This is a genomic window from Amycolatopsis sp. 505 (genome assembly GCF_031625235.1).
Lineage (GTDB): Bacteria > Actinomycetota > Actinomycetes > Mycobacteriales > Pseudonocardiaceae > Amycolatopsis.
This window is the reverse complement of the sequence record NZ_JACKQP010000009.1, coordinates 479036-503601: the sequence shown is the minus strand read 5'-3', so window position 1 is coordinate 503601 and position 24566 is coordinate 479036. Positions and strand designations below refer to the sequence as shown.

Here is a 24566-nt window from a genome sequence, read left to right as displayed (position 1 = left end):
TTCTTTCCTTCCCTGCCCACAGCTCGCGGAGGCACCCCATGGTTGATCGGCTGAACTACCGCATCGAGGTCACCGGCCCGGTCGAGGGCCGGTTCGCGGAAATCCTGACCCCGGCGGCACTCGACTTCCTGGCCAAGCTGGACAACACGTTCGCCGGTCGCCGGCGCGAGCTGCTCGACGCCCGCCGCGTGCGCCGCGAGGAACTGCAGTCCGGTGAGAAGCCGCTCGGCTTCCTGCCCGAGACCCGCCGGATCCGCGACGACGAGTCGTGGCACGTCGCCCCGACCGCGCCGGGCCTGGAGGACCGCCGCGTCGAGATCACCGGCCCGACCGACCGCAAGATGACGGTCAACGCGCTGAACTCCGGCGCCAAGGTCTGGCTGGCGGACTTCGAGGACGCGACGTCGCCGACGTGGCACAACGTCATCGACGGCCAGCTCAACCTGTTCGACGCCATCCGCCGCAACATCGACTTCACCACCGAAGCCGGCAAGCGCTACACCATCGGCGACGACCCGGCGACGATCGTCGCGCGGCCCCGCGGCTGGCACCTGGTGGAGAAGCACATCCGCATCGACGGCCGCCCCGTGTCGGCCAGCCTGGTCGACTTCGGCCTGTACTTCTTCCACAACGCGCGCCAGCTGCTCGCCCGCGGCGTCGGCCCGTACTTCTACCTGCCGAAGCTGGAGAACCACCTCGAAGCGCGCCTGTGGAACGACGTCTTCCTGCTGGCCCAGCGCGAACTCGGCATCCCGCGCGGCACGATCCGCGCGACCGTGCTGATCGAGACGATCACCGCCGCGTTCGAGATGGACGAGATCCTCTACGAGCTGCGCGAGCACGCGGCGGGCCTCAACGCCGGCCGCTGGGACTACATCTTCAGCCTCATCAAGAACTTCGCCGCGCACGGCGCCGACTTCGTGCTGCCGGACCGCGCGCAGGTCACCATGACCGTGCCGTTCATGCGGGCCTACACCGAGCTGCTGGTGAGCACCTGCCACAAGCGCCGGGCCCACGCCATCGGCGGTATGGCGGCCTTCATCCCGAGTCGCGATCCCGAGATCAACGCGACGGCGATCGAGAAGGTCCGCGCGGACAAGGAACGCGAGGCCGGCGACGGTTTCGACGGCTCGTGGGTCGCGCACCCCGGCCTGGTCCCGGTCTGCCGCGAGGTCTTCGACGGCGTGCTCGGCGGCTGGCCCAACCAGCTCGGCAAGCTGCGCGAAGACGTCCACGTCACCGCCGAGGACCTGCTGGACGTGGCCAGCGCCGGCGGCGAGGTCACCGAGGCGGGCGTGCGCGCGAACATCAACGTCGCGCTGCGGTACGTCGACGCGTGGCTGCGCGGCACCGGCGCGGCGGCGATCCACAACCTCATGGAGGACGCGGCCACCGCGGAGATCGCGCGCTGCCAGGTGTGGCAGTGGATCCGCAATGGCACGAAGCTCGAGGACGGCACGGCGCTGACCCGCGAGCTGGCGGTCGAATTCCTGGACGACGAACTCGCCTCGGTGCGGGCCGACCTCGGCGCGGGCAACCGCCTCGACGACGCCCGCGAGATCTTCACCGAAACCGCGCTGGGGGAGAAGCTGCCGAGCTTCCTCACCACGGGTGCCTACGCGCGGTACCTCACGGACGCCCGGTAGCAGGGGCCCCGGCCTCCCCTACCTGACGAGGGGAGGCCGGATTCCACACTGTTGGGATGGTGTGGGTCCGGACCGGTCCGGTGACGGCGGCTCCCCGTCACCGGACCGGTTCATGTCCGTCACAGGAGGAAGACCCGCCGCGTCACGAAGACCGCGGGCGGTTCGCAGCAGGAGTCGTCACTCCCAGGTGTGCTTCCAGTAGGACTTTCGCGGCCTCGCCCGCCGTGTCCGCCTCGCGCGGGTCCCCGGTGATCGCGGCGAGCACGGTCGCGCCCTCCATGAGTGCGAACAGCTGGTCCGCGACGCTCCGGTCCGGCACCAGACTGCGCAGGTAGGCCCGGACCTCGTCCTTGTGCTTGCGGATCGCGGCGGCGATCCCGGGGGGCGGCTCGCCGAACTCGCCGAAGGAATTGATGAACGCGCAGCCGCGGAAGCCCGGCTCGGCGAACCAGTTCTTCAGCCAGGCGAACACGGCCAGGGGGTCGTCGCCGCGGGCGTGGACGAAATTGCGCAACGAGCCGCGCCAGCGTTCGTCGCGGCGCAGCAGGTACGCCTCGACCAGGTCGTTCTTCGCCGGGAAGCACTGGTAGAGCCGCTTGAGGGAGACGCCGGAGCGTTCGCGGACCGCGTCCATTCCGACTGCCTGAACGCCGTGGGCGTAGAAGAGGTCCTCGGCGGCTTCCAGCAGCCGGTCGGTCGCCTCCGTGGAATCCATGTCACCTGCCCCTGGCGCTGAGAATGATCGTTCTCTAGTCTAGCGGGAGCAGTGGAGAACGCACGTTCTCCGCGTCCGGAAGGAGCTCACATGACCCCGCGCCCGCCGTTCCCGCCGTTCGACGAGGACACCGCCCGCCAGAAGGTCCAGGCCGCCGAAGACGCGTGGAACACCCGCGACCCGGAGCGCGTCTCGCTCGCGTACACCGAGGATTCGGTCTGGCGCAATCGCGACCAATACGTCGTCGGGCGCGCCCGGATCGTCGAGTTCCTGACCGCGAAATGGGCACGCGAGCTGGACTACGCCCTGCGCAAGGAGCTGTGGGGCTTCCGCGGCAACCGCATCGGCGTCCGGTTCCAGTACGAGTCCCGGACCGCCGAGGGGCAGTGGTTCCGCAGCTACGGCAACGAGCTCTGGGAGTTCAGCGACGAAGGCCTGATGCGCCGCCGGGAAGCGAGCATCAACGACGTCCCGATCGCCGAAGCCGACCGCCGCATCTTCGGCCCGCGGCCGGAGTCGGAGCACGGCGTCCTGCTGCCGGTCTTCTAGGTCCGCCCTGAGCGGAACCGGCCGCGGCCGGGCAGGTCGACGGGCATGGTCGGAAAAGTGACGACATCGGCGTTCGGCGGCGAAGTGAGCGAGTTCTACCAGCGGTTCCGCCGCGGCTACCCGCCCGAGGTCGCGGACGAGCTGGCCACGGCGTTCGCGCTGACTCGCGACGACGTCGTCCTCGACCTCGGCTGCGGCACCGGCCAGCTCACCCGGGCCCTGGCGCCACGCGTCGGAGCCGTGCTGGGCATGGACCCGGAGCCGGCGATGCTGGCCCAGGCCCGGAGGGCGACGGCGGAGCCGAACGTCGCCTGGCTGCTCGGCGCGGACTCCGACGTCGCCGCGCTGCCGGCCGCCCTCGGGCCGGGGCGCCTGGCCGCGGTGACGGTGGCGCAGGCGTTGCACTGGATGGACCACGAGCGGCTGTTCGCGGCGGTCCGTCCGCTGCTGCGTCCCGGCGGCGGGATCGCGGTGGTGACCAACGGCGAGCCGCTGTGGCTGCAGGACACGGCGTGGTCGGCCGCGCTCCGGGACGTCCTCTCCGCCTACCTCGGCACCCCGCTGCACCGGACCTGCGGCACGGACGACGCGAGCCAGGAGCGGTACGCGAACGCCCTCGCGGCCGCCGGCTACGCCGTGAGCTCGACGGTCGTCGAGTACTCCGCGCCGCTGAGCGTCGAGGAAATCGCCGGTGGCGTTTTTTCGGCAATGAGCCCTGACCAGCTGCCCGGCCTCGACGCGAGGCCGGAATTCACCGAGCGCATCCGGGCGGCGGTCGCCCCGCACGGCCCGGTGCGGGAACGCGTCCGGGTCCGGCTCTTGACCGGAACCCGGTGAGGATCTAAACCTCCGGGATCTCGGCCGGGACCGGCTCGAAGGCGTTGCCGGTGGCGATCTTGGGCCGGGGCAGCTCGACCGGTTCGCCCGGCTTCGTCCGCCGGTAGACCTCGGCGGTCGCTTCGGCGATCCGGCCCCAGTCGAAGTCGGCGGCCAGCCGGGACTGCGCGGCCTGCGCCCGCTCAGCCGCGGCCTCGGCGTCGGAAAGCACCGTCGTCACCGCGTTGGCCAATTCCGCGACATCGCCGGGACTGAACGCCAGCCCGGTCTCGCCGTGCACGACGACCTCGCCGAGACCGCCGGCCGTCGACGCCACCAGCGGCGCCTTCGCGGCCGCGGCCTCCAAGGCGACGATCCCGAACGGCTCGTACCGGCTCGGCAGCACCACAGCGTCGGCGGCGGCGAGCGCCGCGCGGAGGTCGCGGTCGGAGAGGTGCCCGACGAAGTCGACCGCGCGCCGCACCCGCAGCTTCCGCGACTGTTCGACCAGCTCGTCGAAGTGTCGTCCTTTTCCGGCAACGACCACGCGGGTGCCCGGGTGGCGGCGCCGGATGCGGGGGAGGGCGGCCAGCAGGTCCTGCACACCCTTCTCCCACTCGAGTCGTCCGAAATAGAGCAACAGCGGCGCACCGGCCGGGCTGTAGACCTCGCGGGCGCGCGCGATCTCGTCCGCGGGCACCTGCCAGCCGCGCTCCTCGATGCCGTTGTGGATCACCGTGACGTCGTCCGCCTCGACCTCGAAGAGGTGTGCGACCTCGCGGCGCATCGCCTGGGAGCAGGTGATCAGCGCGTCGGCCCGGTTCGCCAGCCACCACTCGACCGAGTGAACCTGCTGGTTCAGCGGGTGCGACAGCCAGCCGGAGTGCCGCCCGGCCTCGGTCGCGTGGATCGTGCCGACGAGCGGTACGCGCGCGGCCTCGGCGATCGCGATGGCCGGATGGGCGACGAGCCAGTCGTGCGCGTGGACGACGTCGGGCTGCCAGGCGCGCAGCAGGTCCTGCGCCGCGCGGATCATGGCGTGTCCCATGGCCAGCGTCCAGGCGACGAGGTCCCGTTCGAAGGTCACGTGCATCGGGTCCTCGGCGACCCGGATGATCCGCACGCCCTCGACGACGCGGTCGGTGCGCGGGTGCGTCCCGGCGTCGGTGCCCGCGGCGTGCCGGCAGAGCACCACGACGTCGTGGCCCTGGCGGGCCAGGTGGGTGGCGAGCGCGTGGACGTGCCGGGCCAGGCCCCCGATGGCCACGGGCGGGTACTCCCAGGACAGCATCAGCACTCGCATGGGCAGAGGTTACTCGCGAGTCAGAAGGCGTCGGCGCGCCCGTGCTCGCGAAGTGTTCACATGTGATCTCGATCACTGGCCGGGGTGCGGATCTCTGCCACCATCGATCGGGATGACTCCTCCCGAGGACCCCGGCTGGCGCCGGCTCGACCCGCCCCTGCCGACTCCGTGGAGCGGCGACGTCGCTCCGGACAACGCCCTGCCCGAGTACCCGCGACCGCAGCTGACGCGGCCTCGCTGGCTCAACCTCAACGGCGTCTGGGAGTACGCGGGCTGGCCGTCGTCGCCGGACGAACCACGGCCGTCCGGTTACGCCGAGCGCATCCTGGTCCCGTTCCCGCCGGAATCGGCGTTGTCCGGAATTCGACGACGCGACGAAGTCCTCTGGTACCGGCGCCTCTTCGAAGTCCCGGCCGACTGGCACGGCTCGCGCGTCCTCCTGCACTTCGGCGCGGTCGACCAGACGGCGAAGGTCTGGGTCAACAACCAGCTCGTCGCGACCCACGAGGGCGGTTACACGGCGTTCAGCGCGGACGTCACCGACGTCTTGCGTGCTTCGGGGCCGCAGGAGCTGACCGTCCGCGCCGACGACCGCACCGACATCGAGCCCTTCCCGGTCGGCAAGCAGCGCAACGCGCCCGGCGGGATCTGCTACACGCCGTCGTCCGGAATCTGGCAAACGGTGTGGCTGGAGCCGGTCCCCGAGGTTCGGATCGAGCGGCTGGACCTGACCCCGGACCTGACCGGCGTGACGGTGTTCCCGCAGGTCACCGGCGGTGCCGAGGTCGTTGTCGTCATTTCGGCAAACGACGTCGAGGTCGCGCGCGCCTCGGGCCCGGCCGGGACGCCAGTGCGCGTGGATGTTCCTTCGCCACGCCTCTGGACCCCCGACGACCCACACCTTTATTCGCTGCGCGTCCGGCTGCTCGACGAGCGTGGTTCGATTTCGGACGAAGTCGGCAGCTACGCCGGACTGCGGACAATCGGCCTGGTCCCGGACCCGCAGGGCCGCCCGCGGATTGCGCTCAACGGCCGGGTCACTTTCCTGCACGGTCCGCTCGACCAGGGCTACTGGCCGGACGGCATCTCGACCGCGCCCACCGACGACGCCCTGCGGTTCGACCTCGAGAAGACGAAGGAGCTGGGCTTCAACTTCGTCCGCAAGCACGTCAAGGTCGAGCCGGCCCGCTGGTACTTCTGGGCCGACACGCTGGGTTTGGTCGTCTGGCAGGACATGCCCTCGCTGACCGTGTCGTTCGACGGCCCGCCCGGGATCGCGCCGGACCCGGTCCCGCGGGCGCGCGAGCGATTCGAGGCGGAGCTCGCCGAAATGGTGACGCAGCTGCGCGCGGTCCCGTCGATCGTGGGCTGGGTCCCGTTCAACGAGGGCTGGGGCGAGTTCGACACCGCGCGTGTCGCGGAATTGGTCAAAACCCTCGACCCGACCCGGCTGGTGATCGCGAACAGCGGCGTCAACTGCTGCTTCTCGCGGCCGGACAGCGGCGCGGGCGACGTCTACGACGACCACACGTACGTGGGCCCGGGTACGCCGTCGGTGCGCGACGGCCGCGCGATCGTCGACGGCGAGTACGGCGGCCTTGGTCTGATTTTGGACGACCACCGCTGGCCCGGCCCGCCCAACGCGTATGAAATGACGCCGACCCGCGAGCGGCTCACCGAGCGCTACGCCGAGGTGAGCGCCGCCCTCGAGCGGGTGGTCGCGGAGCGCGGCTTGTCCGGCGCCGTCTACACCCAGACGACGGATGTCGAAAACGAGGTCAACGGGCTGCTCACCTACGACCGTCGCGTGGTCAAAGTGGATCCGGTGGTGGTCGCGAAGTGCGTGCGGGCGGCGATCGAAACGGGTTCGTCCTGATTTCGGCAAATGCGTGACGGTGCCGGGCGGCGGCCGGCCGCCCCGTCGATCCGGTGAATTCCGGCGACGGCGGGGGAACGGCGTCCCCCGCCGTGGTATCAGGCCGGCAGCGCGGCCTCGATGGCCTTGACGACCGTCTCGTCCTCGGGCTCGGTGCGCGGCCGGAACCGCGCCAGGACTTCGCCGTCGGCGCCGACGAGGAACTTCTCGAAGTTCCACTGGACGTCGCCCGCGGTGCCCTCGGCGTCCGCAGTCTCGGTCAGCTCGGCGTAGAGCGGGTGCCGGCCCTCGCCGTTGACGTCGATCTTCTCGAACAGCGGGAACGTGACGCCGTAGGTCGTCGAGCAGAACGTCTGGATCTCGTCCGCGCTACCCGGCTCCTGGCCGGCGAACTGGTTGCACGGGAACCCGACGACGGAGAAGCCCTGCTCGCCGAAGCGTTCCTGCAGCCGCTCGAGACCGGAGTACTGCGGGGTCAGGCCGCACTTCGACGCGACGTTGACCACGAGCAGCGCCTTGCCGGCGAACTCGCCCAGCGAGCTGTCCCGCCCGTCGAGGGTCTTGAGCGGAATGTCGTGGATCCCCATGAAGGTCCCTTTCAGTCGTGCTTCAGCGCCCGGGCGTCGAGGTGCCCGAACGGTCCGTCGTCGGCGCGGTAGGCCGCGGCGAGTTCCTCGGCCCGTGCGCGATCGCCGCGGCGCAGCAGCCCCGCCAGTGCGTCGAAGCGCTCGGTGTGGACCGCCGCGCGGCGACGGGCGTAGTCCGCGGCCGAGTCCTTGGTGACCATGAACGCCCAGTCGCTTTCCAGCGCCAGCATCGCCTCGGCGACGGCCTGGTCGGCGACGGTGTCGCGAGCCGTGGTCGCCAAACCGGCAACGAGGTCGAGCAGCCGCTCCTGCAACGCGCTGTTGGCGGCGACCATGTCCTTGACCTGCTCGCCGTCCCAGACGCGCCAGTCCTTGCCGGAACCCCACGACGAGGCAGGCAGGTCGATCGGCTCGCCGACGTGGCCGGCTTCCATCGCGCCCTTCAGCGTCGTCACCCGCACCCCGGCCTCGGGGAGCGCGCGCAGCACGCCCTCCAGCCAGGCCGGTCCTTCGTGCCACCAGTGCCCGAACAGCTCCGTGTCGTACGCGGCGACCACGAGCGCCTCACGCCCGTGTTGCCGCTTCAACGACCGCAGCCGCGTCACCACCGTCTCGACGAAGTCCTTGACGTGCGTCCCCAGCACGTCCGCGGCGAGCGCCGGGTCGTACGGCGCCTTGTCCTGCGGCTCGACCGTCTTGCCGGTGACCCGCGCCGCCTTGAGGCCGACCTCGTGCTGCCAGGTGTGGAAGTCGCGGTAGGCGGCGTGGCCGGGGTAGCCGGCTTTCGGCGACCAGACGCGGTAGGTGACCTCGAGGTCCCGGCCGAACGCGAGGACGTCGGTGCCGCCGACCGGCCGCGCGGTCCAGGTGTCACCGCGCAGCGACGGGCCGTCGACCAGGAACCGCCGCACGCCGGCGGCCGCGTAGTCGTTTTCCATGCCAGGCGCGTAGCCGCACTCCGGCGCCCAGATTCCCTCGGGCCGCGTCCCCAGCCGCAGGGCCGTGTCGGCGAGACCGGCGTCGAGCGCGAACTCCCGCACCCGCGGGTCCAGCAGCGGCTGGAACGGATGCGCGAGGGGCCCGCCGAGCAGCTCGATGGTCGAATTGTCGACCAGGGACCGCAGGACCGGGGAGAAGCCGTGCCGCCACCGCGTCCCGAGCTCTTCGGCCGCGCGGACGGCGGTCCGGTGCTCGGCCGCGGCGAGCTCGCGCAACAGCGGGTCGCCGCGCCACAGCGTCGCCGCGTGCTGGGCACGCAGCTGCCAGTGGCCGAGCCAGTCATGGAACGCGCGGATGCTGTAGGGGTCGTCGAGCTGCGCGGCAAGCACCGGCGTCACGCCGAGCGTCAGCACGTCGCGGCGGCCTTCCTCGGCGAAGCGCTCCAGGAGCTCGACCATCGGCAGGTAGGAATGCGCCCACGCCTGGTAGAGCCACTCCTCGCCGACCGGCCAGCTCCCGTGGTGCGGCAGCCACGGCAGGTGGCTGTGCACAACCAAGCAGAAGGTGCCCTCGCTCATCGGCGCACCGCCACGGCGATCAGGTCGAGGCTCGCGTCGAGGTCGTCGCCGTGGATGTCGAAGCCGGTGGCCTCAATCGCGGCGACGTCGGCGAGCAGCGCGTCCGGCCACTCGGCCTGCCCCGGGAGCTTGCCCATGACCACGTCGAGCTGGGCGTCGATGATCGAGCCGCCGTACCGCTCGTCGAGCGCGCGCACGGCCTCGCCGTGGTGCAGCCCGTGCAGGGTCTCGACGTCGAAGCCGGCGTCGGTGAGCAGCCCGGCCAGCTCGGCCGGCGCGAGCTCGCGGGTGTGGAACGGGTTCAGCGGCGTGTCGCTGTCCGGGGTGAAGGTCAACCGGTTCGGCGTGGTGACCAGCAGTTTGCCGCTTTCCGGCAACACCCGCCGGCACTCGGCGAGGAACCCGGCCTGGTCCCACAGGTGCTCGATGACCTGGAAGTTCGCCACGACGTCGACCGCGCCGTCCCGGACCGGGAGGAAGGCCAGGTTCGCCCGCGCGACGGCGACCTCGGGGTAGCGGCGGGCGACGTGTTCGGTGGTCGGGACGTCGTAGTCCAGCGCGAGCACCCGGCGGGCCGTGGTCGCGAGGAGGCTCGCACCGTAGCCCTCACCGCAGCCGGCTTCGAGCACCGTCGCGTCCGCGCAGTGGGGGAGCAGGGCGGCGTACGCGGCTTCGTGGCGCCTGAACCAGTAATTCTCCTCGGCGATGCCGGGGACGGTCCGTTCGCCGGTCAGGTGCAGCGCCTCGGCCCGGGTGGCTGGGGTGGTCACCTCCGCGACCCTAGCGGGTGTCACATCCGGCTCGGCTCTCTCGTTCCGTGGCCATGCAACGGACCATCACCCGCGTACTGCTCGTGTTCTTCGGCCTGGTCGAGGCCGTGGTCGGAATTTGGCCACTGGTCTCGCCCGCCGGCTTCTACCAGGACTTTCCCGGCTTCCGCGCCGGCTGGGTGGCGATGGACGGGCCGTTCAACGAGCACCTCCTGCGCGACTTCGGCGGCCTCAACCTGGCCCTCGCTGCCCTGCCGATCGGGGCCGCCGTGATCGGCACCACAGCGGTCGCGCGGCTCGCCGGCGTGGCGGGGCTGCTGTTCGGCCTGCCGCACTTCCTCTACCACCTCGGCCACGTGTCGCATTTCGGGCAAATCGATCAGGTGCTGATCATCACGACGACCGCTCTGGGCGTCGTGGTCCCGCTCGCGGTGCTGGCGGTTCCGGGACGCCGGGTCAGCCCACCGGCGACACCGTGATGCCGAGCGCGCCGGGTCCGAGGTGCGCGCCGATGACCGTGCTCGCTTCGACGACCATGCTCTCGGCCATCGCGGGCACCCGGCGTTCGATCTGCCGGCCGATCTCCAGTTCGTGGTCGCTGGCGCCGAACCGGGTCACGGCGATGTCGGCGCGGAACCCGCCGGACTTCTTCACGGCGAGATCGACCATCTTGGCCAGAGCGCGCCGCGTGCCGGGGACGCGGGCGAGCGGCGCGACCTCGCCGTCCTTGACCGTGAGCAGCGGTTTGATCGAAAACGCACTGCCGAGCATGGCCTGCGCGGCGCCGATCCGGCCGCCGCGGCGGAGGTACTCGAGGGTGTCGACGTAGATGAACTCGGTGCTCGTCGCGCACCGGCGTTCGGCGGCCTCGATGACCCGGCCGGCGTCCCCGCCGGCCGCGGCCGCCCGCGCGGCGGACACGGCGGCGAAGCCGAGGCTCATGCCGGTGGTCCGGCTGTCCAGGACGTGCACCGGGATGCGGACCTGCTGGGCGGCCTCCCGGGCCGCGCGGACGGTGTCGGACATGCTGCCGGAGATGTGGACGCTGACGATCGCGGTCGCTCCGGCGGCGGCCGCTTCCTGGTAGGTCCAGAAGAACGCCCCCGGGTCCGGGGGCGCCGTGGTGATCACCTGCCCGGCTCTCATGGCGTCGATCACTTCGCCGCGGTCGAAGCGGTTTTCGTCGTCGTAGTGACTACCCAGGCTCAGCTGGATCTGGACGACGCCGATGGCCCAGCGGGAAGCGACGAGGTCGGGCAGGCAGGAGCTCGAGTCGGTGATGACGGCGATGCGCGCGGGCATGGTGGGGGAGGTTAATGCCTGACACCCACCGCCAGTAGGCCGTGGTTGGTCCGATCGGACGAACGGCAGTTCGGGTGGGGTAACCGGTCGACTACCGGGACGATGGTCCCAATAGATTGCGCATCCAGGTGAATGGCGTCACCTCGACGGGTCCTGCGCGCCGATTGGCCCTAATCTACCGGCCAGTAGAGCACTGTCCCGTGGTCGACCGCGGGCCACGAACCGGGAGGTCGAAGCAGACCCATGACCAACATCGTCGTCCTGGTCAAGCAGGTACCGGACACCTACTCGGAGCGGAAGCTCAACGGGTCCGACCACACCCTTGACCGCGAATCCGCCGACGCCGTGCTCGACGAGATCAACGAGAAGGCCGTCGAAGAGGCGCTGAAGATCAAGGAAGCCGGCGAGGGCGAGGTCACCGTGATCTCGGTGGGCCCCGACCGCGCGACCGACGCCATCCGCAAGGCGCTGTCCATGGGCGCCGACAAGGCCATCCACGTCTCCGACGCGGCGCTGCACGGCTCCGACGCGATCGCCACCGCCAAGGTGCTCGCCGCCGCGATCGGCAAGGTCGAGGGCTTCGACCTGGTCATCGCCGGCAACGAGTCGTCCGACGGCCGCGGTGGCGCCATCCCGGCGATCCTCGCCGAACTGCTGGGCCTGCCGCAGGTCACCTACGTGCGCGAGCTGACCGTCGACGGCTCGACGCTCAAGGCCACCCGCGAGACCGAGGACGGCCTGACCCACCTCGAGGCGAGCCTGCCCGCGATCGTGAGCGTCGGCGAGAAGATCAACGAGCCGCGCTACCCGTCCTTCAAGGGCATCATGGCCGCGAAGAAGAAGCCGGTCGAGACGTTCACCATCGCCGACCTGGGCGTCGACGCGGGCGAGGTCGGTCTCGCCAACGCCTGGTCCACGGTGACCGAGTCGTCGCCGAAGCCGCCGCGCACCGCCGGCGAAAAGGTCGAGGACGAGGGTGACGGCGGCACCAAGGTCGCCGAGTACCTGGTCGGCCAGAAGCTCATCTGACAACGGCTCTTCGAGGAGGAACAAGAACATGGCTGAAGTACTCGTCCTCGTCGACCACGTCGACGGTGAGGTCAAGAAGGTCACGCTCGAGCTGCTGACCGCCGCCCGCGCGCTCGGTGAGCCGTCGGCCGTCGTCGTCGGCCCGACCGGGACCGCCGCCAAGGCGAAGCAGGCGCTGGCGTCGCACGGCGCCGCCAAGGTCTATGTCGCGGAAGGCGACGACGCCGCGAACTACCTGGTCACGCCCAAGGTCGACGTGCTCGCCGCGCTCGCGCAGCAGGCGTCCCCGGCCGCCGTGCTCGTCACCGCCAGCGGTGAGGGCAAGGAGGTCGCCGCCCGCCTGGCCGTGCGCCTGGGCTCCGGCCTGATCTACGACGCCGTGGGCGTCAACGGCGACGGCGTCATCGACCAGTCCATCTTCGGTGGTGCGTTCTCGGTCAAGTCCAAGTCGGCCAAGGGCGCGCCCGTCGTCTCGATCCGCCCGGGCGCCGTTGAGGCCGAGCCGGCCGAGGGCGCGGCGGCCGAGGAGACCGTCGAGCTCCCCGCGGTCGACGCGGCCAAGGCGACTCGCATCACGGGCGTCGAGCCGGTCACCGGCGGCGACCGCCCGGAGCTGACCGAGGCCTCGATCGTGGTCTCCGGTGGCCGCGGCGTCGGCTCGGCGGAGAAGTTCGACGTCGTCGAGAAGCTGGCCGACTCGCTCGGCGCGGCTGTCGGCGCTTCGCGTGCCGCTGTCGACTCCGGCTACTACCCGGCACAGTTCCAGGTCGGCCAGACCGGCAAGACCGTGTCGCCGCAGCTGTACATCGCGCTCGGCATCTCCGGCGCGATCCAGCACCGCGCCGGCATGCAGACGTCGAAGACGATCATCGCCGTCAACAAGGACCCGGAGGCGCCGATCTTCGAGATCGCCGACTTCGGCATCGTCGGCGACCTGTTCAACGTCGCGCCGCAGCTGACCGAGGCGGTCGAGAAGCGCAAGGGCTGATTCCCCAGCTCGCAGGGGCCTTCCGGGACTTCCCGGGAGGCCCCTCGCGCGTTTTCGGGACCTGAGAGAAGCCTGAGAACCCGCCATTCACCGAACATGCACTAATCGGTCATCGGATGGCACTCTCCGCGGCTTCCAACGCGCAGGTACACCTTGACCATGACGACGTCACAGCTCCTCGTCAGCACTGATCAGGCGGGTGCCGAGCTCCCCGCCGACGCCCCCCGGTACTCGCTTCTCGTCGCGCACGCGAACGACGAAGTGGTCGCGGCCCAGAAACTGCGGCACCGGGTTTTCGCCGAGGAAATGGGTGCGCGCCTCCACTCCCCGCGGCCCGGTCTCGACGTCGACGAGTTCGACGAATTCTGCGACCACCTCGTCGTCCGCGACGACAACACGGGCGACATCGTCGGCTGCTATCGCATGCTGCCGCCGGAGCGTGCCGCCCAGGCCGGGAAGCTCTACGCCGACAGCGAATTCGACCTGACGGCGATCGAGGGCCTCCGCCCGTCGCTGGTGGAAACCGGCCGGTCGTGCGTGCACCCGGACCACCGCAGCGGCGCCGTCGTCAGCCTGGTCTGGGCCGGGATCGCCCGCTACATGCTCCTGTCCGGCCACCGCTACCTCGCCGGCTGCGCGTCCGTCCCGCTGGTGGACGACGGCTCCTTCGCCGCCGGCGTGTGGGACGTCCTGCGCGCCAAGCACTACTCGGACGAGGGCACGCGCGTCACGCCGCTGATCCAGTGGGACGCCTCGGGCGTCGAACGCCCGGCGCGTCCGACGCTGCCGCCGCTGATCAAGGGCTACGTCCGCCTGGGCGCCAAGGTCTGCGGCCCGCCCGCGCTCGACACCGACTTCGGCGTCGCCGACTTCTTCGTCCTCCTGGACCTGCACAACGTCGACGAGCGGTACCTCAAGTTCTTCCTCGGGACCCAGGGATGAGCCACGCCTGGATGCCGGCCTCGCCGTGCGGCGACGGCTGCCTGACCACCGACGACCCGGTGGTCGGCTTCCCGCGACGGATCCTGCGCTTCGCGGCGGCGATCTCGGTCGTCGTCGCGGCGCTGGTGTCCGCGCCCCTGCTGCTGGTCGCCCCGGGCCGTCAGCGCCTGCTCCGGCTGATCTTCCGCGGCATGCTGCGGGCGTTCGGCGTCCGGTTGGACATCCGAGGGGGCGCCGACTTCCTGACCGCGCCCGCCGGCCGTGGTGCGCTGGTGGTCAACAACCACATCTCGTGGCTGGACATCGTCGCGATCAACGCCCTGCGGCCGATGCGCGCGCTGGCCAAGAAGGAGATCGCGAGCTGGCCGGTGCTCGGCGGCCTCGTCCGCCGAGGCGGCAGCATCTTCCTCGACCGCGAGCGGCTGACGACGCTGCCCGCCACGATGGCAGCGCTGGCCGACGCCCTCCGGACGGGTTCCCTGGTCAGCGTCACCCCGGAAGGCACGACGTGGTGCGGCCTGGCCTCGGGACGCTTCACGACGGCGACGTTCCAGGCGGCCATCGACGGCGGTGTCCCGGTGCGCCCGATCGCGCTGCGCTACCGCCTCGCCGACGGCCGCGAGACCAGCCGCCCGGCCTTCATCGGACCGGAGTCACTGATCGCGTCCCTGCGCCGGGTCGCGGCCCTGCGGGGTCTGGTGCTCGAGATCCACGTCTGCCCGGAGATCGCCCCGGGCCGCGCGGAAACCCGCCGCGAACTGGCCGCCCTCGCCGAGTCGGCGGTCCATTCCGCGCTGGGCACGGTGCAGATCCCGGTCCAGCAGCGCCGCCGGACGCCGCGCCGCCAGGCGGCCCCACTGGCTTCGCCTCCCGCGAAGTGATCCGGGCCCTGTCGCCGCGATCCGGCGACAGGCCCGGATTGGTCCCTCCGGTCAGCCGACGGCGATGGTCAATTTTCCGCCAGGGTGCCCGCCCTCGCTCTCGACCTGCGCCGCGGCCGCCTCGGCCAGCGGATAGCTCCTGCCCTGCGCGATGCCGACCCCACGATCGGTCACCCAGCCGGCGATCCCAGTGAGGACCTCACGGGTCTGCTCGCCCCCGCTGGAGAACGGGATCCCCAGCTCGAACGCGGCGGCATCGGCGATGGTGACGACCCGGTCCTTGCCACCCCGCAGCTCGACGGACCCCGGCAGCACCCCGTGCCCGGCCGCGTCGAAAACGGCGTCGATCGGCCCGGACGCCGCCTCGCGGACCCGCTCCACCCAGCCGTCGCCGTAGAGGACGGGCACGACGCCCAGCGACTTGAGGTCGTCGAGGCTTCGGCTTCCTCCGGTCCCGACGACGGTCACCCCCTGCGCGACGGCGACCTGAGCGGCGAACCGCCCGACCGTGCCGCTGGCGCCGTGGAGCAGCAGCGTCTCGCCCTCACGGACCCCGAGCAGCCCGAGGACGCGAAGCGCGGTCTCACCGGCGACGGGCAACGCGGCGGCGTCCGCCCAGGAAAGGCTCGCAGGCTTCGGCGCGATCGTCTGCGCCAGGGCGTACTCGGCGTAGGCGCCGGTCTCCGACCAGCCGAACACCTCGTCGCCCACGGCGAAGTCCGCGCCCTCCCCGACGGCGTCGACGACGCCGGCGACCTCGAGGCCCGGGATGTGCGGGAACGGGACCTGGAAATTCTGCTGCATGGCGCCGTTGCGGATCTTCCAGTCGATCGGGTTGACCCCGGCGGCCCGCACGGCCAGCCGAACCTGCCCCGGGCCCGGCTCCGGCGCCGGGACGTCGGACAGCTGCAGGACTTCCGGTCCGCCGTATGCGGAGAAGGTGATCGCTCGCATGGTGGTGTCTCGCTCCTTGGTTCGTGACCTTCGGTTCGAATGTCCTCCCCTGAAAGTCAACTCGCCCGCCGGAGCCGCCGAACCGTCCGGACGAGCAGTGTTCACTAGCCGGACGAGCAGGTCGGCGGATCCCGATCGCGCCTACCTTGGGGTCATGGACGCTTCCTGGTCGGATCCGCGGCACGTGCTGGACGTCGTCGAGCACCTCCTGTCGGCGCCGCGGCCCCAGTTCCTCAGCCGGTTCACCGCCGAGCTGGGCAAGCTGATCCCGCACCGCGCGGCGGCGATGCAGACGGGCGACTGTCCCCGCAGCCCGCTCAAGTCCATCGGCGACGAAGCGATCACTCAAGCCGTGACGAGCGTCGAGCTGCAGCGGCTGGCCGATCGCAGCGAGCCGGGCAAGGCCCTGCTGATCGACGGCGTCCTCGGTGGCGTCGAGCGCCGTCTGGTCCTGCTCGCTTCGAGACCGGCGGTCGGCCAGGGCGCGGTGATCGCCGTGGTGCCGGAGGCCGCCGAGCCGCCGTCCGCCGAACTGGAGCTGGCGGCGCGGCTCTGGCACATCGTCAGCACCGACGCGGGCCAGCGGGCGACGGATCCGGAGCCGGACGTCCTGGCCAGCAGCCTCGCCGCGGCGTCCGCACGCGCCCAGGCGATCACCGACCTCGGCCAGACGCACGCGGCAACCCTGGTGACACTCCTGTCGGTCCTCCGCTCCGGCCGGCTCTCCGACGCCGTCGCCCGCCGCACCGCGGTCGACCTCGCCGCCGACGCCCTGCTCGAGCTCAAAGGCGTCGTCAACCGCGACCAGGCCCTGTCCGCGGAACAGACGGACGCGGCGTTCGCCGTCCTCAAGAGCCAGCTCGCCGACCTGGTCCGGCACACGGAGGTCGACGTCGACCTCGTCGACCCGATCGGCGACGCGTCCCTTCCGCAGGACGTCGCCCACACGGCACGCACCCTGACCCGCGGCTTGGTGCTCGCGGCCGTGGACCGTCCCGCGACCACGCGCCTGAGGGCGTCCTGGCGCGTGGACGGCCCGGTGCTGCGGATCACCGTCCGCGACGACTGTCCCGAAGTCGCCGACGCAGTCCCGCCCCGAGGCCTGACCGAGCGGCTCACGGCCCTGGGCGGCCACTGGGAGGTCGACGCCGTGCCGGCCTGGGGCACGACGGTCACCGCAGTACTCCCGCTCGGCGTGGCCGAACCGCCGGAGCTGCGTCCGCTCGACCGGCTCAACCCGCGCGAACTGGAGGTGTTGTCGGGTATCTCCCAGGGCCTGCGCAACCGGCAGATCGCCGAACAACTGCAGCTCAGCGAGCACACGGTGAAGTTCCACGTCCGCAACATCCTCGACAAGCTGGACGTGACCTCCCGCGGCGAAGCGGCCGCGCTGGCCCGCGACCTGCCGTTGGAGCCGGTAGCGCACCGCTCCGCCTGAGCCGCCTTGACCTCCAGCGGACTGGAGGTTGCACGCTGCTGATCATGGCCTCGACGATCGACTCCGCACCCCGTCGCCGCAGTGTGCTCTGGAGTGCGGAACACCGGCTGACCACGATCGCGCTGCTGCTCGTGGTCACTTTGGTCGCGTTCGAGAGCATGGGCGTGGCGACGGCGATGCCCACCCTGGTCGCCGACCTCCACGGGCTGTCGCTCTATTCGTGGCCGTTCACGATCTTCCTGATCTCCAGCGTGGTGGCGACGGTGCTGTCGGGCCGGATCGGCGACCGCTGCGGCCCGGCGCCGGCGCTGCTCGCCGGGCCGTTGCTCTTCGCGGCCGGTCTCGTGGTCGCGGGGACGGCGACCGGAATGCCGATGCTCCTCCTCGGCCGCGCGCTGCAGGGCTTCGGCTCGGGGCTGCTCCTCGTCTCGGTCTCGCTCCTGATCGCCCTGACGTTCACCGACCACGAACGCCCGGTCATCTACGCCGCGAACGCGGCCGCCTGGGTCCTGCCCGCGGTCATCGGGCCTTCGGTGGCCGGAGTCGTGACGGTCAGCATCGGCTGGCGCTGGGTCTTCGTCGGCTTAGTGCCTCTCGTGGCCATCGGCGTGCTCATGCTGGCCGTGGTCGTCCGGCGCTTGCCCGCGCACGAACCTGCCAAGGGCGGCCGACGGGCGAGCGTGGCACAAGCGATCATCGCCGCGCTCGGCGTCGCGGCCTTGACCTGGGCGGCTCAGCACCAGTCGCTGGTCGCGCTCGGCTACGGCGCGGTCGGGCTGATCGCACTGGGTTACGCGCTCCGCACCCTGTTGCCGGCCGGGACGTTGACTTCCCGCCCCGGCCTGCCGACAGTCATCGCTTCCCGAGCCCTTATCGCCGGGGCATACGCCGGGATGGAGGCGTACCTCCCGCTGACGATGAGCGCGGTCCACGGTTACAGCCCCGCCCTCGCCGGCCTGCCGCTGACGATCACGGCTTTGGGCTGGTCAGCGGCGTCGGCGGCCCAAGGCCGCTACCTCGGTTGGTCGAGGGAGGCTTCGCTGCGTACCGGGTTCTGGCTCGTCGCGGCAGGCCTGGTCTGCTTCGGCCTGGTTTCGCAGCCGTGGTTCCCCGGGTGGGCCGCATTCGTGGCCTGCGCGGTGGGTGGCGCAGGCATGGGGATCGCGATGCCCGCGATTTCGGTCCTTCTCCTCCGTTACTCGCCTGAAGGCGAGCGAGGATTCAACACGTCAGCGATGCAGCTCGCGGACTGGGTCGGCTCCGCGCTGCTCATCGGCCTGGGTGGCGTCCTGCTCGGGATGGTCGGCTCGGTTCTGGACCCGTCGCCGGCGATGGCCCTGCTCACGGTGGCCTTGGTGGCACTCGCGATGGTAGGTGTCCGGCTGACCGGGCGGTGGCCGTCAAAGGTGTGACAGCCCACTTCCAGAGCCAGGGTGCACTTCGTCACGCGCTGGAGCGGACTACCCTGGAACAGCGATGACCTATCTCGACCATGCGGCAACCACTCCGATGTTGCCCGAAGCCATAGCGGCGATGACCGAGGCGCTGTCCACCGTGGGCAACGCCTCGGCGCTGCACTCTTCGGGCCGGAGGGCCCGGCGGATGGTCGAAGAAGCCCGCGAAACCATCGCCGAGGCGCTGGGTGCTCGGCCCTCCGAGGTGATCTTCACCGGCGGGGGAACCGAGAGCGACAACCTCGCGATCAAGGGCATCTACTGGGCGCGCCGCAGCGAGCGGCAGCAGCGCAGCCGCATCCTGTGTGGTGCTGCAGAGCACCACGCCGTGCTCGACACCGTGGAATGGCTCGAGGCCCACAGCGGCGCTGAAATCACTCTCCTGGACGTCGACAGCCAGGGCCGCGTGTCCCCTGACGTTCTCCGCGCAGCCATCGCCGCGGATCCCGAGACTGTGGCGTTGACCACCGTGATGTGGGCAAACAACGAGGTCGGCACGATTAACCCGATCGCCGAGCTGGCGGCAGTATGCGCCGAGTTCGACATCCCGTTCCACACGGACGCCGTCCAGGCCGTCGGGGCTGCTCCGGTGGATTTCGCCGCCAGTGGCGCCGCCGCTCTCACTCTGACCGGACACAAGCTCGGTGGCCCGTTCGGGGTGGGAGCGCTTCTGCTCGGACGTGACGTGCCTTGCGCCCCCCTGCTGCACGGCGGAGGCCAGGAGCGCAATGTCCGCTCAGGCACCCTGGACGTCCCGGCGATCGTGGGATTTGCCGCTGCTGTCCGAATCAGCGTCGCGACCCGTGCCGAGTACGCGAAACGCGTCGAGGAACTCCGGGACGAGCTCGTCGAGTCTGTCCAACGCGAGGTTCCCGATGCTGTACTCAACGGTGGAGACGGAGAGAGGCTGCCCAGCCATGCCCACTTCACTTTCCCCGGGTGCGCCGGCGACAGCCTGTTGATGCTGCTCGACGCCAGAGGCATCGAATGCTCGACAGGATCCGCGTGCACAGCTGGCGTCGCCCAGCCGAGCCACGTTCTGCTCGCCATGGGTGCCGAACCGGCGGCGGCTCGCGGTTCCCTCCGGTTCTCTCTCGGCCACACTTCCACCGCCGCGGACGTCGAGGCCGTGGCTGCGGAGATCGGTGGCGTCGTCATGCGCGCCCGGCAGGCCGGCCTCGCCGGAATGCGCAAGCAGACCCAGAAGCAAGAGGTGTAAGGCAATGCGGGTTTTGGCCGCGATGAGCGGAGGAGTGGACTCGGCGGTTGCCGCGGCGCGCGCGGTCGACGCCGGGCACGACGTGGTCGGCGTGCACCTGGCCCTGTCGGCCAAGCCGGGAACTCTGCGGACCGGCTCGCGCGGATGCTGCACGATCGAGGACTCGCACGACGCCCGCCGGGCCGCTGACATCCTCGGAATTCCGTTCTACATCTGGGATTTCGCCGAGCGCTTCACCGAAGAGGTTGTCGAAACCTTCGTCGGCGAGTATGCAGCAGGACGCACCCCGAACCCCTGCGTCACCTGCAACGAGAAGATCAAGTTCGAAGCACTGCTCGAAAAGGCAATGGCGCTCGGATTCGATGCGGTCGCGACAGGCCACTACGCGCGTCTCGCCGTGGTCGACGGTGTGCCTGAGTTGCGTCGTAGTGCGGACAGTGGCAAGGACCAGTCCTACGTGCTCGCGTCGCTCACACCGGAACAGCTCAGCCACGCCATGTTTCCCCTGGGCGGTTCTTGGAAGACCGACGTACGGGCTGAGGCGGAGCGGCGAGGCTTGTCCGTCGCCAATAAGCCGGATAGCCACGACATTTGCTTCATCCCGGACGGCGACACCAAGAAGTTCCTGGAGAACCGGCTGGGACAGCGTCCCGGCGAGCTCGTTGACGCCGAAACGGGTGCGGTGCTCGGCCGACACACCGGGGTGCACGGTTTCACGGTCGGCCAGCGCAAGGGCCTGGGCATCGACGCTCCGGCGCCGGATGGTCGTCCTCGATACGTCCTGTCGCTCGAACCGGTGTCGGGTTCCATAAGGGTCGGCTCCGCGGCCGGGCTCGGCGTCAAGGTGATCGAGGCCGACCGCGCGATCTGGCCCAGTGGTCGGCCGCTGACCGAACCCACTGAATGTGTGGTCCAGGTCAGGGCCCATGGAGGCATCGTCGATGCGGTCGCCGACGTGGACAACGACACCATGACCGTGCACTTGCGCGAGCCGCTGCGCGGAGTCGCTCCGGGCCAGGTCGTCGTTCTCTACCGACCCGATCCCGACAGTGGGGACGTCGTCCTCGGCAGCGCGAAGATTTCGGGCACCCGCTGATCTTTAGTCACTTTCGCGGCCGGTTCGACCGTCGGCCGGGGTGCATCGACGGCGGCGTTGTCGATTGGACCTGTCCGGTCGGTGTAGCGACGTTCACAGTGCCGTCTGGGGTGACTTCGTAGTCCCAGCCAGGCAGTCCCGTCAGCTTGCTGTGCCGAGAGCAGAAGGTGACTGCCTGATCCGCAGCGCCTTCGGCCTCACCCCTCGCGCGAGTCGCTTTGACCCCGCAACTCTGTGCGGGGCGGGTACATCCGGGGTGCCGGCACTCTTGGTCGCGAACCCGGATGAACTCGTTCTGATCGATCGGGTAGCGCGTCGGCGACAGTTCGGCCGCGTGACCGGTTCGCGGGTCGGTGAGAACCCGGCGCAGCGTCGTGCCAGGGCCGCTGATGATCTGGCGAGCCAGCGCGGCCGCGATGGGCCCGCGACCGGACAGCGCTGCCGGGGTCTGGTTGAGGCCGAGGTAGGTGGCCAGGTCGATGTGCAGGAAGACCTCGGTGCGTTCACTCGGGCCGCCGGTACCGCTGAGCAGCAGATCGATGGCCACGTCGGCGCGGAGCTGGTCCAGCGTTCGCGGTTCGTCCGGTGTCTTCAACGCACGGGCGGCCTGGTCGACGCGGGCATAGGCGGCGGTCGCCTTCTCGGTCGGTGCGTTGTTGACCGACAGATGGGTCACGCCGGTGTCCTGATGATGCAGGGTGAGCCGCCGCTCGACGAGCTTTCGCTCGTTGCGGAGCGCTGCGCCCTCAGGGTCGGCCTGTGCGGCCGCGTAGGCCGCGGCGCGGCGGACCTGGGTGGCATTCCGGCCCGGTACGCGGTCCTCGAGCGTCTCGTCGACGACGCGTACGTGGTCTCCGGACAGCCATGCCGTCGCGTCGGTGACCTTCATGGCGCGATAGAGATCGAGCCGGCCGTCGTCCATCAGGTTCAGCATGTGGGGAAGGCGCGCGATCAACGCGTTGGCCGCAGAAACGATGGCGCTGGCGCGGTGTTCCGTTATGGACAAGGCCAACGCGACTTCGGATGACGCGCTGGGCGCCCGTCTCCGGCGCACGCTCAGGTCGGCGATCGCTCTCAGTTGGAGTGCTTGCAGCTTCGAGATTTCCGCGTCGGTGTCGCGGATCAGATCGACGACCTGCTCGTCTTTCATGCGCTGCAACGTGTTCGGGTTGGCGCGAATCGATCGCAGCACGAAGGGGAGTACGAAGGGAAGTTCGCCGTCGGCGCTTTGGGTGGGGGCAGGGACGAGGTTGCGGATCGGTTGTGAAGAGGTCATGAGCACGACGGTACGACGGCTCGCAAGGAAAGTCATCGAAAGGGAGCGAACGGTCCATTCGTGCCATTCGCTTGACGAATCGCTGTTGCTTCGGGGATCGTGCGCAGGCATGGACATCCGCGTCGCGACCGAGGGGATACTAATGTCCAAAGTGGATAAGCGCAGCCGCTGTGCGCCTGATAGCCGCCGCTGCCTAGAGCTTCAGCTTGAATCCTGTGTGGCTGGGGATGAATCCGAGGCGCTCGTAGAACCGGTGCGCTTCCGCCCTGGACGTGTCCGACGTGAGTTGCACAAGGGCGCACCCGCGCCGCCGCGATTCGTCGATTGCCCAGCGGACGAGATCGGCTCCCAGTCCGGTGCCCCGATGGTCGGCGTGGATCCGGACGGCCTCGATCTGGCCCCGGAGCGCGCCGCGCCGGGCGAGGCCTGGAATGATCGTCAGTTGCAAGGTACCGACCGGCTTGTCGTCGAACGCGACGACCATCAAAAACTGATGGGGATCCGCGTCGATCTCGTCGAAGGCACGCAGGTATGGCTCGAGGTCGCCGGGATCGTCCCGGGTGGCGCCGAGTTGGTCGTCCGCCAGCATGTGCACGATGGCGTCGATGTCTTCACGCTGTGCCCTGCGGATGGTGTAGTCGGCCACGAAGCCAGTATCACAGGACGCGGGTGAATCCCTGGTAGCTGTACTCGAAACCGAAGCGTGCGTAGAAGTCTCGTAGGTCGCCACGGTTCAGTCCGGAGTCGAGATGGATGCGCGTGCAGCCGCGCCGACGGGCTTCGTCGATGCCCCAGGTCAGGAGCGCGCTGGTCACTCCGCGCCGGGCCGCGCGGATGCCTTCGAGCAGACCGCGGGGCGCGCCGTCCCAGGCGAGGCCCCTGAGCAGCGTCAGCTGTGCAGCGCCGGCGACGCCATTGTCGTCCTCGGCGACGACCAGTGTGACGTGCGGAGTGTTCATGAGTTCCCGGAGCGCGGCTGCCAATGGTCCGCCCGGAGCGCCGAACAGGCGCACGAGCGCCTCGATGTCCGTTGCCCGGGCGCGTCTGATGACCTCCATTTCATCCAGTATGCAGGAGGCCTGAGGGCGGGCCTAACTGCAACGGGGCGGCTACTCGCAGTGCTGACCGCGTCTCAGGGCAGCGCGTAACGGCGAACGCCGTCGACAACCTGGGCCTTCAGCTTTCCCTGCGACACCAGAAGGTCGAGGTGTGCTGCTGTTTCCAAGACCGCGAGCATCTGATTGAAGGAGTCCATTTCGGACAGTTTGCGGTTGCGGCGGGTCCAGCCGATCCGGTGTGCGGCCTCGTACGCGCAGGTCGCGCCGGCCACAATCTGCGAGGCGATCGTCTCGAGCCGCTGCCGGTGGTGTTCCAGCAGTTCGTCGACCCGAGTGTGCACGCTCTCGGACACCGGGCCGTGCGCGGGAAGCATGCGGCGGTCCGGCATGGCTCGCACCAGGCGAAGGGAGTCGACGAAGTCGTTGAGCGGCAGCTCGGCCGGCACCGGCTGGAACCCGATCGAGGGCGTGATGTGCGGCAGCACGTGGTCGCCGGAGAACAACAGGTCGGCAGTGTCGTCGACGAAGACGACGTGTCCCGACGTGTGTCCCGGGGTGGCGACGACATCGAATTCGCGCCCGGGCAGGATCGACCTCGGTCCTGGCGTCAGCCATTCGTCGGGTGCCTCCCAGAGGTCGGCTTCGGTGTGTCGGCGGTTCGTGCCGAACTGCCGGGCCAGCGCTTCCACGACTTCGCCGGCTCCGGCCTGGAACAGCAGGTCGACCTGGGCTTCCATCGGCAGGCGGTCGGGATTGCCGGACGCCTTGAGCGATGGCTCTTCGTCCTGGCCGAGAGCGATCTTCGAACCGAAGTCCCGGCGGAGGACCACTGCCTGCGAATAGTGGTCGCGGTGCACGTGGGTAACGAGGAACTCGCTGACGTCGGCAAGTTGTGCGCCGATCCCGCTCAGGGCGTCGGCGAGCTGTTGCCGCGCCACGGTCAATGCCCAGCCGGAGTCGACCAGGACCAGCTTCTCCCCGTCAGTGATCGCGTAGACGTTGACCGCACGCAGAGCGTCGTTGGGCAGCGGCAACGGGATCCGGTAGACGCCGGAGGAGACCTCGTAGATCCCGGGCTCGGTCCAGTTCCTGTCGCTGCTTTCCGGCAACGGTTCCACGGTGACCTCCGTCCCGGCGAGACTGCGGCGTC

General features: G+C 70.2%; 24 protein-coding genes. 13 read left to right on the top strand and 11 right to left on the bottom strand.

Annotation, left to right across the window (positions count from 1 at the left end; genetic code table 11):
- The first annotated feature begins 38 nt into the window (after positions 1-38).
- Positions 39-1646, top strand: a complete 1608-nt coding sequence (aceB, locus tag H5965_RS33210) for a malate synthase A (RefSeq protein WP_310974719.1) — start codon at positions 39-41, stop codon at positions 1644-1646.
- Positions 1647-1788: 142 nt separating this feature from the next.
- Here aceB and H5965_RS33205 read toward each other — a convergent pair whose 3' ends face one another.
- The gene (locus tag H5965_RS33205; RefSeq protein WP_310974718.1) at positions 1789-2361 is read right to left on the bottom strand and encodes a helix-turn-helix domain-containing protein; all 573 of its coding nucleotides are present in this window, start codon (positions 2359-2361) and stop codon (positions 1789-1791) included.
- A gap of 90 nt (positions 2362-2451) precedes the next feature.
- Here H5965_RS33205 and H5965_RS33200 point away from each other — a divergent pair, with 90 nt between their 5' ends.
- Both H5965_RS33200 and H5965_RS33195 read left to right on the top strand, forming a co-directional pair.
- On the top strand, positions 2452-2910 hold the full coding sequence (locus H5965_RS33200; RefSeq protein WP_310974717.1) for a nuclear transport factor 2 family protein: 459 nt from the start codon (positions 2452-2454) through the stop codon (positions 2908-2910).
- A gap of 45 nt (positions 2911-2955) precedes the next feature.
- Positions 2956-3747, top strand: a complete 792-nt coding sequence (locus H5965_RS33195; protein WP_310974716.1) for a class I SAM-dependent methyltransferase — start codon at positions 2956-2958, stop codon at positions 3745-3747.
- A 4-nt stretch (positions 3748-3751) separates the two neighbouring features.
- Here the strand turns inward: H5965_RS33195 and H5965_RS33190 are convergent, their stop codons facing one another.
- On the bottom strand, positions 3752-5029 hold the full coding sequence (locus H5965_RS33190; RefSeq protein WP_310974715.1) for a glycosyltransferase family 4 protein: 1278 nt from the start codon (positions 5027-5029) through the stop codon (positions 3752-3754).
- A 112-nt stretch (positions 5030-5141) separates the two neighbouring features.
- On the opposite strand from H5965_RS33190, the gene H5965_RS33185 reads away from it, so the two are divergent.
- A complete protein-coding gene (locus tag H5965_RS33185; RefSeq protein ID WP_310974714.1) occupies positions 5142-6905 on the top strand; it encodes a sugar-binding domain-containing protein in 1764 nt (587 codons plus the stop codon).
- A 98-nt stretch (positions 6906-7003) separates the two neighbouring features.
- On the opposite strand, the gene H5965_RS33180 is transcribed toward H5965_RS33185, so the two are convergent.
- From H5965_RS33180 to H5965_RS33170, 3 genes are read right to left on the bottom strand one after another with little or no spacing between them, the layout of a single operon-like run.
- Entirely contained in the window at positions 7004-7492 is a 489-nt protein-coding gene (locus tag H5965_RS33180) for a glutathione peroxidase (protein WP_310974713.1), read from the bottom strand.
- Positions 7493-7503: 11 nt separating this feature from the next.
- Positions 7504-9009 carry a glycoside hydrolase family 57 protein gene (locus H5965_RS33175; RefSeq protein WP_310974712.1) on the bottom strand — a complete coding sequence of 502 codons (1506 nt, stop codon included), beginning with the start codon at positions 9007-9009 and terminating at the stop codon, positions 7504-7506.
- Positions 9006-9779, bottom strand: coding sequence for a methyltransferase domain-containing protein (locus H5965_RS33170; RefSeq protein WP_310974711.1), 774 nt, complete (start codon positions 9777-9779; stop codon positions 9006-9008). Before H5965_RS33170 ends, H5965_RS33175 begins: the two co-directional genes overlap by 4 nt.
- 53 nt (positions 9780-9832) lie before the next feature.
- Here H5965_RS33170 and H5965_RS33165 point away from each other — a divergent pair, with 53 nt between their 5' ends.
- Positions 9833-10258 (top strand): hypothetical protein, encoded by a 426-nt coding sequence (locus H5965_RS33165; RefSeq protein WP_310974710.1) that lies wholly within the window; start codon positions 9833-9835, stop codon positions 10256-10258.
- Here the strand turns inward: H5965_RS33165 and H5965_RS33160 are convergent.
- On the bottom strand, positions 10236-11081 hold the full coding sequence (locus H5965_RS33160; RefSeq protein ID WP_310974709.1) for a DegV family protein: 846 nt from the start codon (positions 11079-11081) through the stop codon (positions 10236-10238). The two genes, H5965_RS33165 and H5965_RS33160, sit on opposite strands and share 23 nt — an antisense overlap.
- Positions 11082-11324: 243 nt before the next feature.
- On the opposite strand from H5965_RS33160, the gene H5965_RS33155 reads away from it, so the two are divergent.
- From H5965_RS33155 to H5965_RS33140, 4 genes are all read left to right on the top strand, one after another.
- Positions 11325-12110 carry an electron transfer flavoprotein subunit beta/FixA family protein gene (locus H5965_RS33155; RefSeq protein WP_310974708.1) on the top strand — a complete coding sequence of 262 codons (786 nt, stop codon included), beginning with the start codon at positions 11325-11327 and terminating at the stop codon, positions 12108-12110.
- 28 nt (positions 12111-12138) lie between these two features.
- A complete protein-coding gene (locus tag H5965_RS33150) occupies positions 12139-13098 on the top strand; it encodes an electron transfer flavoprotein subunit alpha/FixB family protein (RefSeq protein ID WP_086846599.1) in 960 nt (319 codons plus the stop codon).
- Positions 13099-13257: 159 nt separating this feature from the next.
- A complete protein-coding gene (locus tag H5965_RS33145) occupies positions 13258-14040 on the top strand; it encodes a GNAT family N-acyltransferase (protein ID WP_310974707.1) in 783 nt (260 codons plus the stop codon).
- Positions 14037-14921 carry a lysophospholipid acyltransferase family protein gene (locus tag H5965_RS33140; RefSeq protein WP_310974706.1) on the top strand — a complete coding sequence of 295 codons (885 nt, stop codon included), beginning with the start codon at positions 14037-14039 and terminating at the stop codon, positions 14919-14921. Before H5965_RS33145 ends, H5965_RS33140 begins: the two co-directional genes overlap by 4 nt.
- 51 nt (positions 14922-14972) lie before the next feature.
- Here the strand turns inward: H5965_RS33140 and H5965_RS33135 are convergent, their stop codons facing one another.
- On the bottom strand, positions 14973-15875 hold the full coding sequence (locus H5965_RS33135; RefSeq protein ID WP_310974705.1) for an NADP-dependent oxidoreductase: 903 nt from the start codon (positions 15873-15875) through the stop codon (positions 14973-14975).
- A 154-nt stretch (positions 15876-16029) separates the two neighbouring features.
- Between H5965_RS33135 and H5965_RS33130 the strand changes: the two genes are divergently transcribed.
- From H5965_RS33130 to mnmA, 4 genes are all read left to right on the top strand, one after another.
- Positions 16030-17313 carry a response regulator transcription factor gene (locus H5965_RS33130; RefSeq protein ID WP_310974704.1) on the top strand — a complete coding sequence of 428 codons (1284 nt, stop codon included), beginning with the start codon at positions 16030-16032 and terminating at the stop codon, positions 17311-17313.
- A gap of 44 nt (positions 17314-17357) precedes the next feature.
- Positions 17358-18725: an MFS transporter gene (locus tag H5965_RS33125; protein WP_310974703.1), complete on the top strand. Its 1368-nt coding sequence runs from the start codon at positions 17358-17360 to the stop codon at positions 18723-18725.
- Positions 18726-18789: 64 nt separating this feature from the next.
- A complete protein-coding gene (locus H5965_RS33120) occupies positions 18790-19986 on the top strand; it encodes a cysteine desulfurase family protein (protein WP_310974702.1) in 1197 nt (398 codons plus the stop codon).
- Between the two features lie 4 nt (positions 19987-19990).
- Positions 19991-21082, top strand: coding sequence for a tRNA 2-thiouridine(34) synthase MnmA (gene mnmA / locus H5965_RS33115; RefSeq protein ID WP_310974701.1), 1092 nt, complete (start codon positions 19991-19993; stop codon positions 21080-21082).
- A 7-nt stretch (positions 21083-21089) separates the two neighbouring features.
- On the opposite strand, the gene H5965_RS33110 is transcribed toward mnmA, so the two are convergent.
- The 4 genes from H5965_RS33110 to H5965_RS33095 form a co-directional block, all read right to left on the bottom strand.
- Positions 21090-22358 (bottom strand): DUF222 domain-containing protein, encoded by a 1269-nt coding sequence (locus H5965_RS33110; RefSeq protein ID WP_310974700.1) that lies wholly within the window; start codon positions 22356-22358, stop codon positions 21090-21092.
- A 193-nt stretch (positions 22359-22551) separates the two neighbouring features.
- Complete coding sequence (locus H5965_RS33105; RefSeq protein WP_310974699.1) at positions 22552-23004, bottom strand: GNAT family N-acetyltransferase; 453 nt, start codon at positions 23002-23004, stop codon at positions 22552-22554.
- Positions 23005-23014: 10 nt separating this feature from the next.
- Entirely contained in the window at positions 23015-23416 is a 402-nt protein-coding gene (locus tag H5965_RS33100) for a GNAT family N-acetyltransferase (protein WP_310974698.1), read from the bottom strand.
- Between the two features lie 74 nt (positions 23417-23490).
- Positions 23491-24534 (bottom strand): MBL fold metallo-hydrolase, encoded by a 1044-nt coding sequence (locus H5965_RS33095; RefSeq protein ID WP_310974697.1) that lies wholly within the window; start codon positions 24532-24534, stop codon positions 23491-23493.
- Between the last annotated feature and the right edge of the window lie 32 nt (positions 24535-24566).

Coding starts and splice junctions, on each gene's coding strand:
- aceB (WP_310974719.1), top strand. CDS start 39: ATGGTTGATCGGCTGAACTACCGCATCGAGGTCACCGGCCCGGTCGAG.
- H5965_RS33205 (WP_310974718.1), bottom strand. CDS start 2,361: ATGGATTCCACGGAGGCGACCGACCGGCTGCTGGAAGCCGCCGAGGAC.
- H5965_RS33200 (WP_310974717.1), top strand. CDS start 2,452: ATGACCCCGCGCCCGCCGTTCCCGCCGTTCGACGAGGACACCGCCCGC.
- H5965_RS33195 (WP_310974716.1), top strand. CDS start 2,956: ATGGTCGGAAAAGTGACGACATCGGCGTTCGGCGGCGAAGTGAGCGAG.
- H5965_RS33190 (WP_310974715.1), bottom strand. CDS start 5,029: ATGCGAGTGCTGATGCTGTCCTGGGAGTACCCGCCCGTGGCCATCGGG.
- H5965_RS33185 (WP_310974714.1), top strand. CDS start 5,142: ATGACTCCTCCCGAGGACCCCGGCTGGCGCCGGCTCGACCCGCCCCTG.
- H5965_RS33180 (WP_310974713.1), bottom strand. CDS start 7,492: ATGGGGATCCACGACATTCCGCTCAAGACCCTCGACGGGCGGGACAGC.
- H5965_RS33175 (WP_310974712.1), bottom strand. CDS start 9,009: ATGAGCGAGGGCACCTTCTGCTTGGTTGTGCACAGCCACCTGCCGTGG.
- H5965_RS33165 (WP_310974710.1), top strand. CDS start 9,833: ATGCAACGGACCATCACCCGCGTACTGCTCGTGTTCTTCGGCCTGGTC.
- H5965_RS33160 (WP_310974709.1), bottom strand. CDS start 11,081: ATGCCCGCGCGCATCGCCGTCATCACCGACTCGAGCTCCTGCCTGCCC.
- H5965_RS33155 (WP_310974708.1), top strand. CDS start 11,325: ATGACCAACATCGTCGTCCTGGTCAAGCAGGTACCGGACACCTACTCG.
- H5965_RS33150 (WP_086846599.1), top strand. CDS start 12,139: ATGGCTGAAGTACTCGTCCTCGTCGACCACGTCGACGGTGAGGTCAAG.
- H5965_RS33145 (WP_310974707.1), top strand. CDS start 13,258: ATGACGACGTCACAGCTCCTCGTCAGCACTGATCAGGCGGGTGCCGAG.
- H5965_RS33140 (WP_310974706.1), top strand. CDS start 14,037: ATGAGCCACGCCTGGATGCCGGCCTCGCCGTGCGGCGACGGCTGCCTG.
- H5965_RS33135 (WP_310974705.1), bottom strand. CDS start 15,875: ATGCGAGCGATCACCTTCTCCGCATACGGCGGACCGGAAGTCCTGCAG.
- H5965_RS33130 (WP_310974704.1), top strand. CDS start 16,030: ATGGACGCTTCCTGGTCGGATCCGCGGCACGTGCTGGACGTCGTCGAG.
- H5965_RS33125 (WP_310974703.1), top strand. CDS start 17,358: ATGGCCTCGACGATCGACTCCGCACCCCGTCGCCGCAGTGTGCTCTGG.
- H5965_RS33120 (WP_310974702.1), top strand. CDS start 18,790: ATGACCTATCTCGACCATGCGGCAACCACTCCGATGTTGCCCGAAGCC.
- mnmA (WP_310974701.1), top strand. CDS start 19,991: ATGCGGGTTTTGGCCGCGATGAGCGGAGGAGTGGACTCGGCGGTTGCC.
- H5965_RS33110 (WP_310974700.1), bottom strand. CDS start 22,358: ATGACCTCTTCACAACCGATCCGCAACCTCGTCCCTGCCCCCACCCAA.
- H5965_RS33100 (WP_310974698.1), bottom strand. CDS start 23,416: ATGGAGGTCATCAGACGCGCCCGGGCAACGGACATCGAGGCGCTCGTG.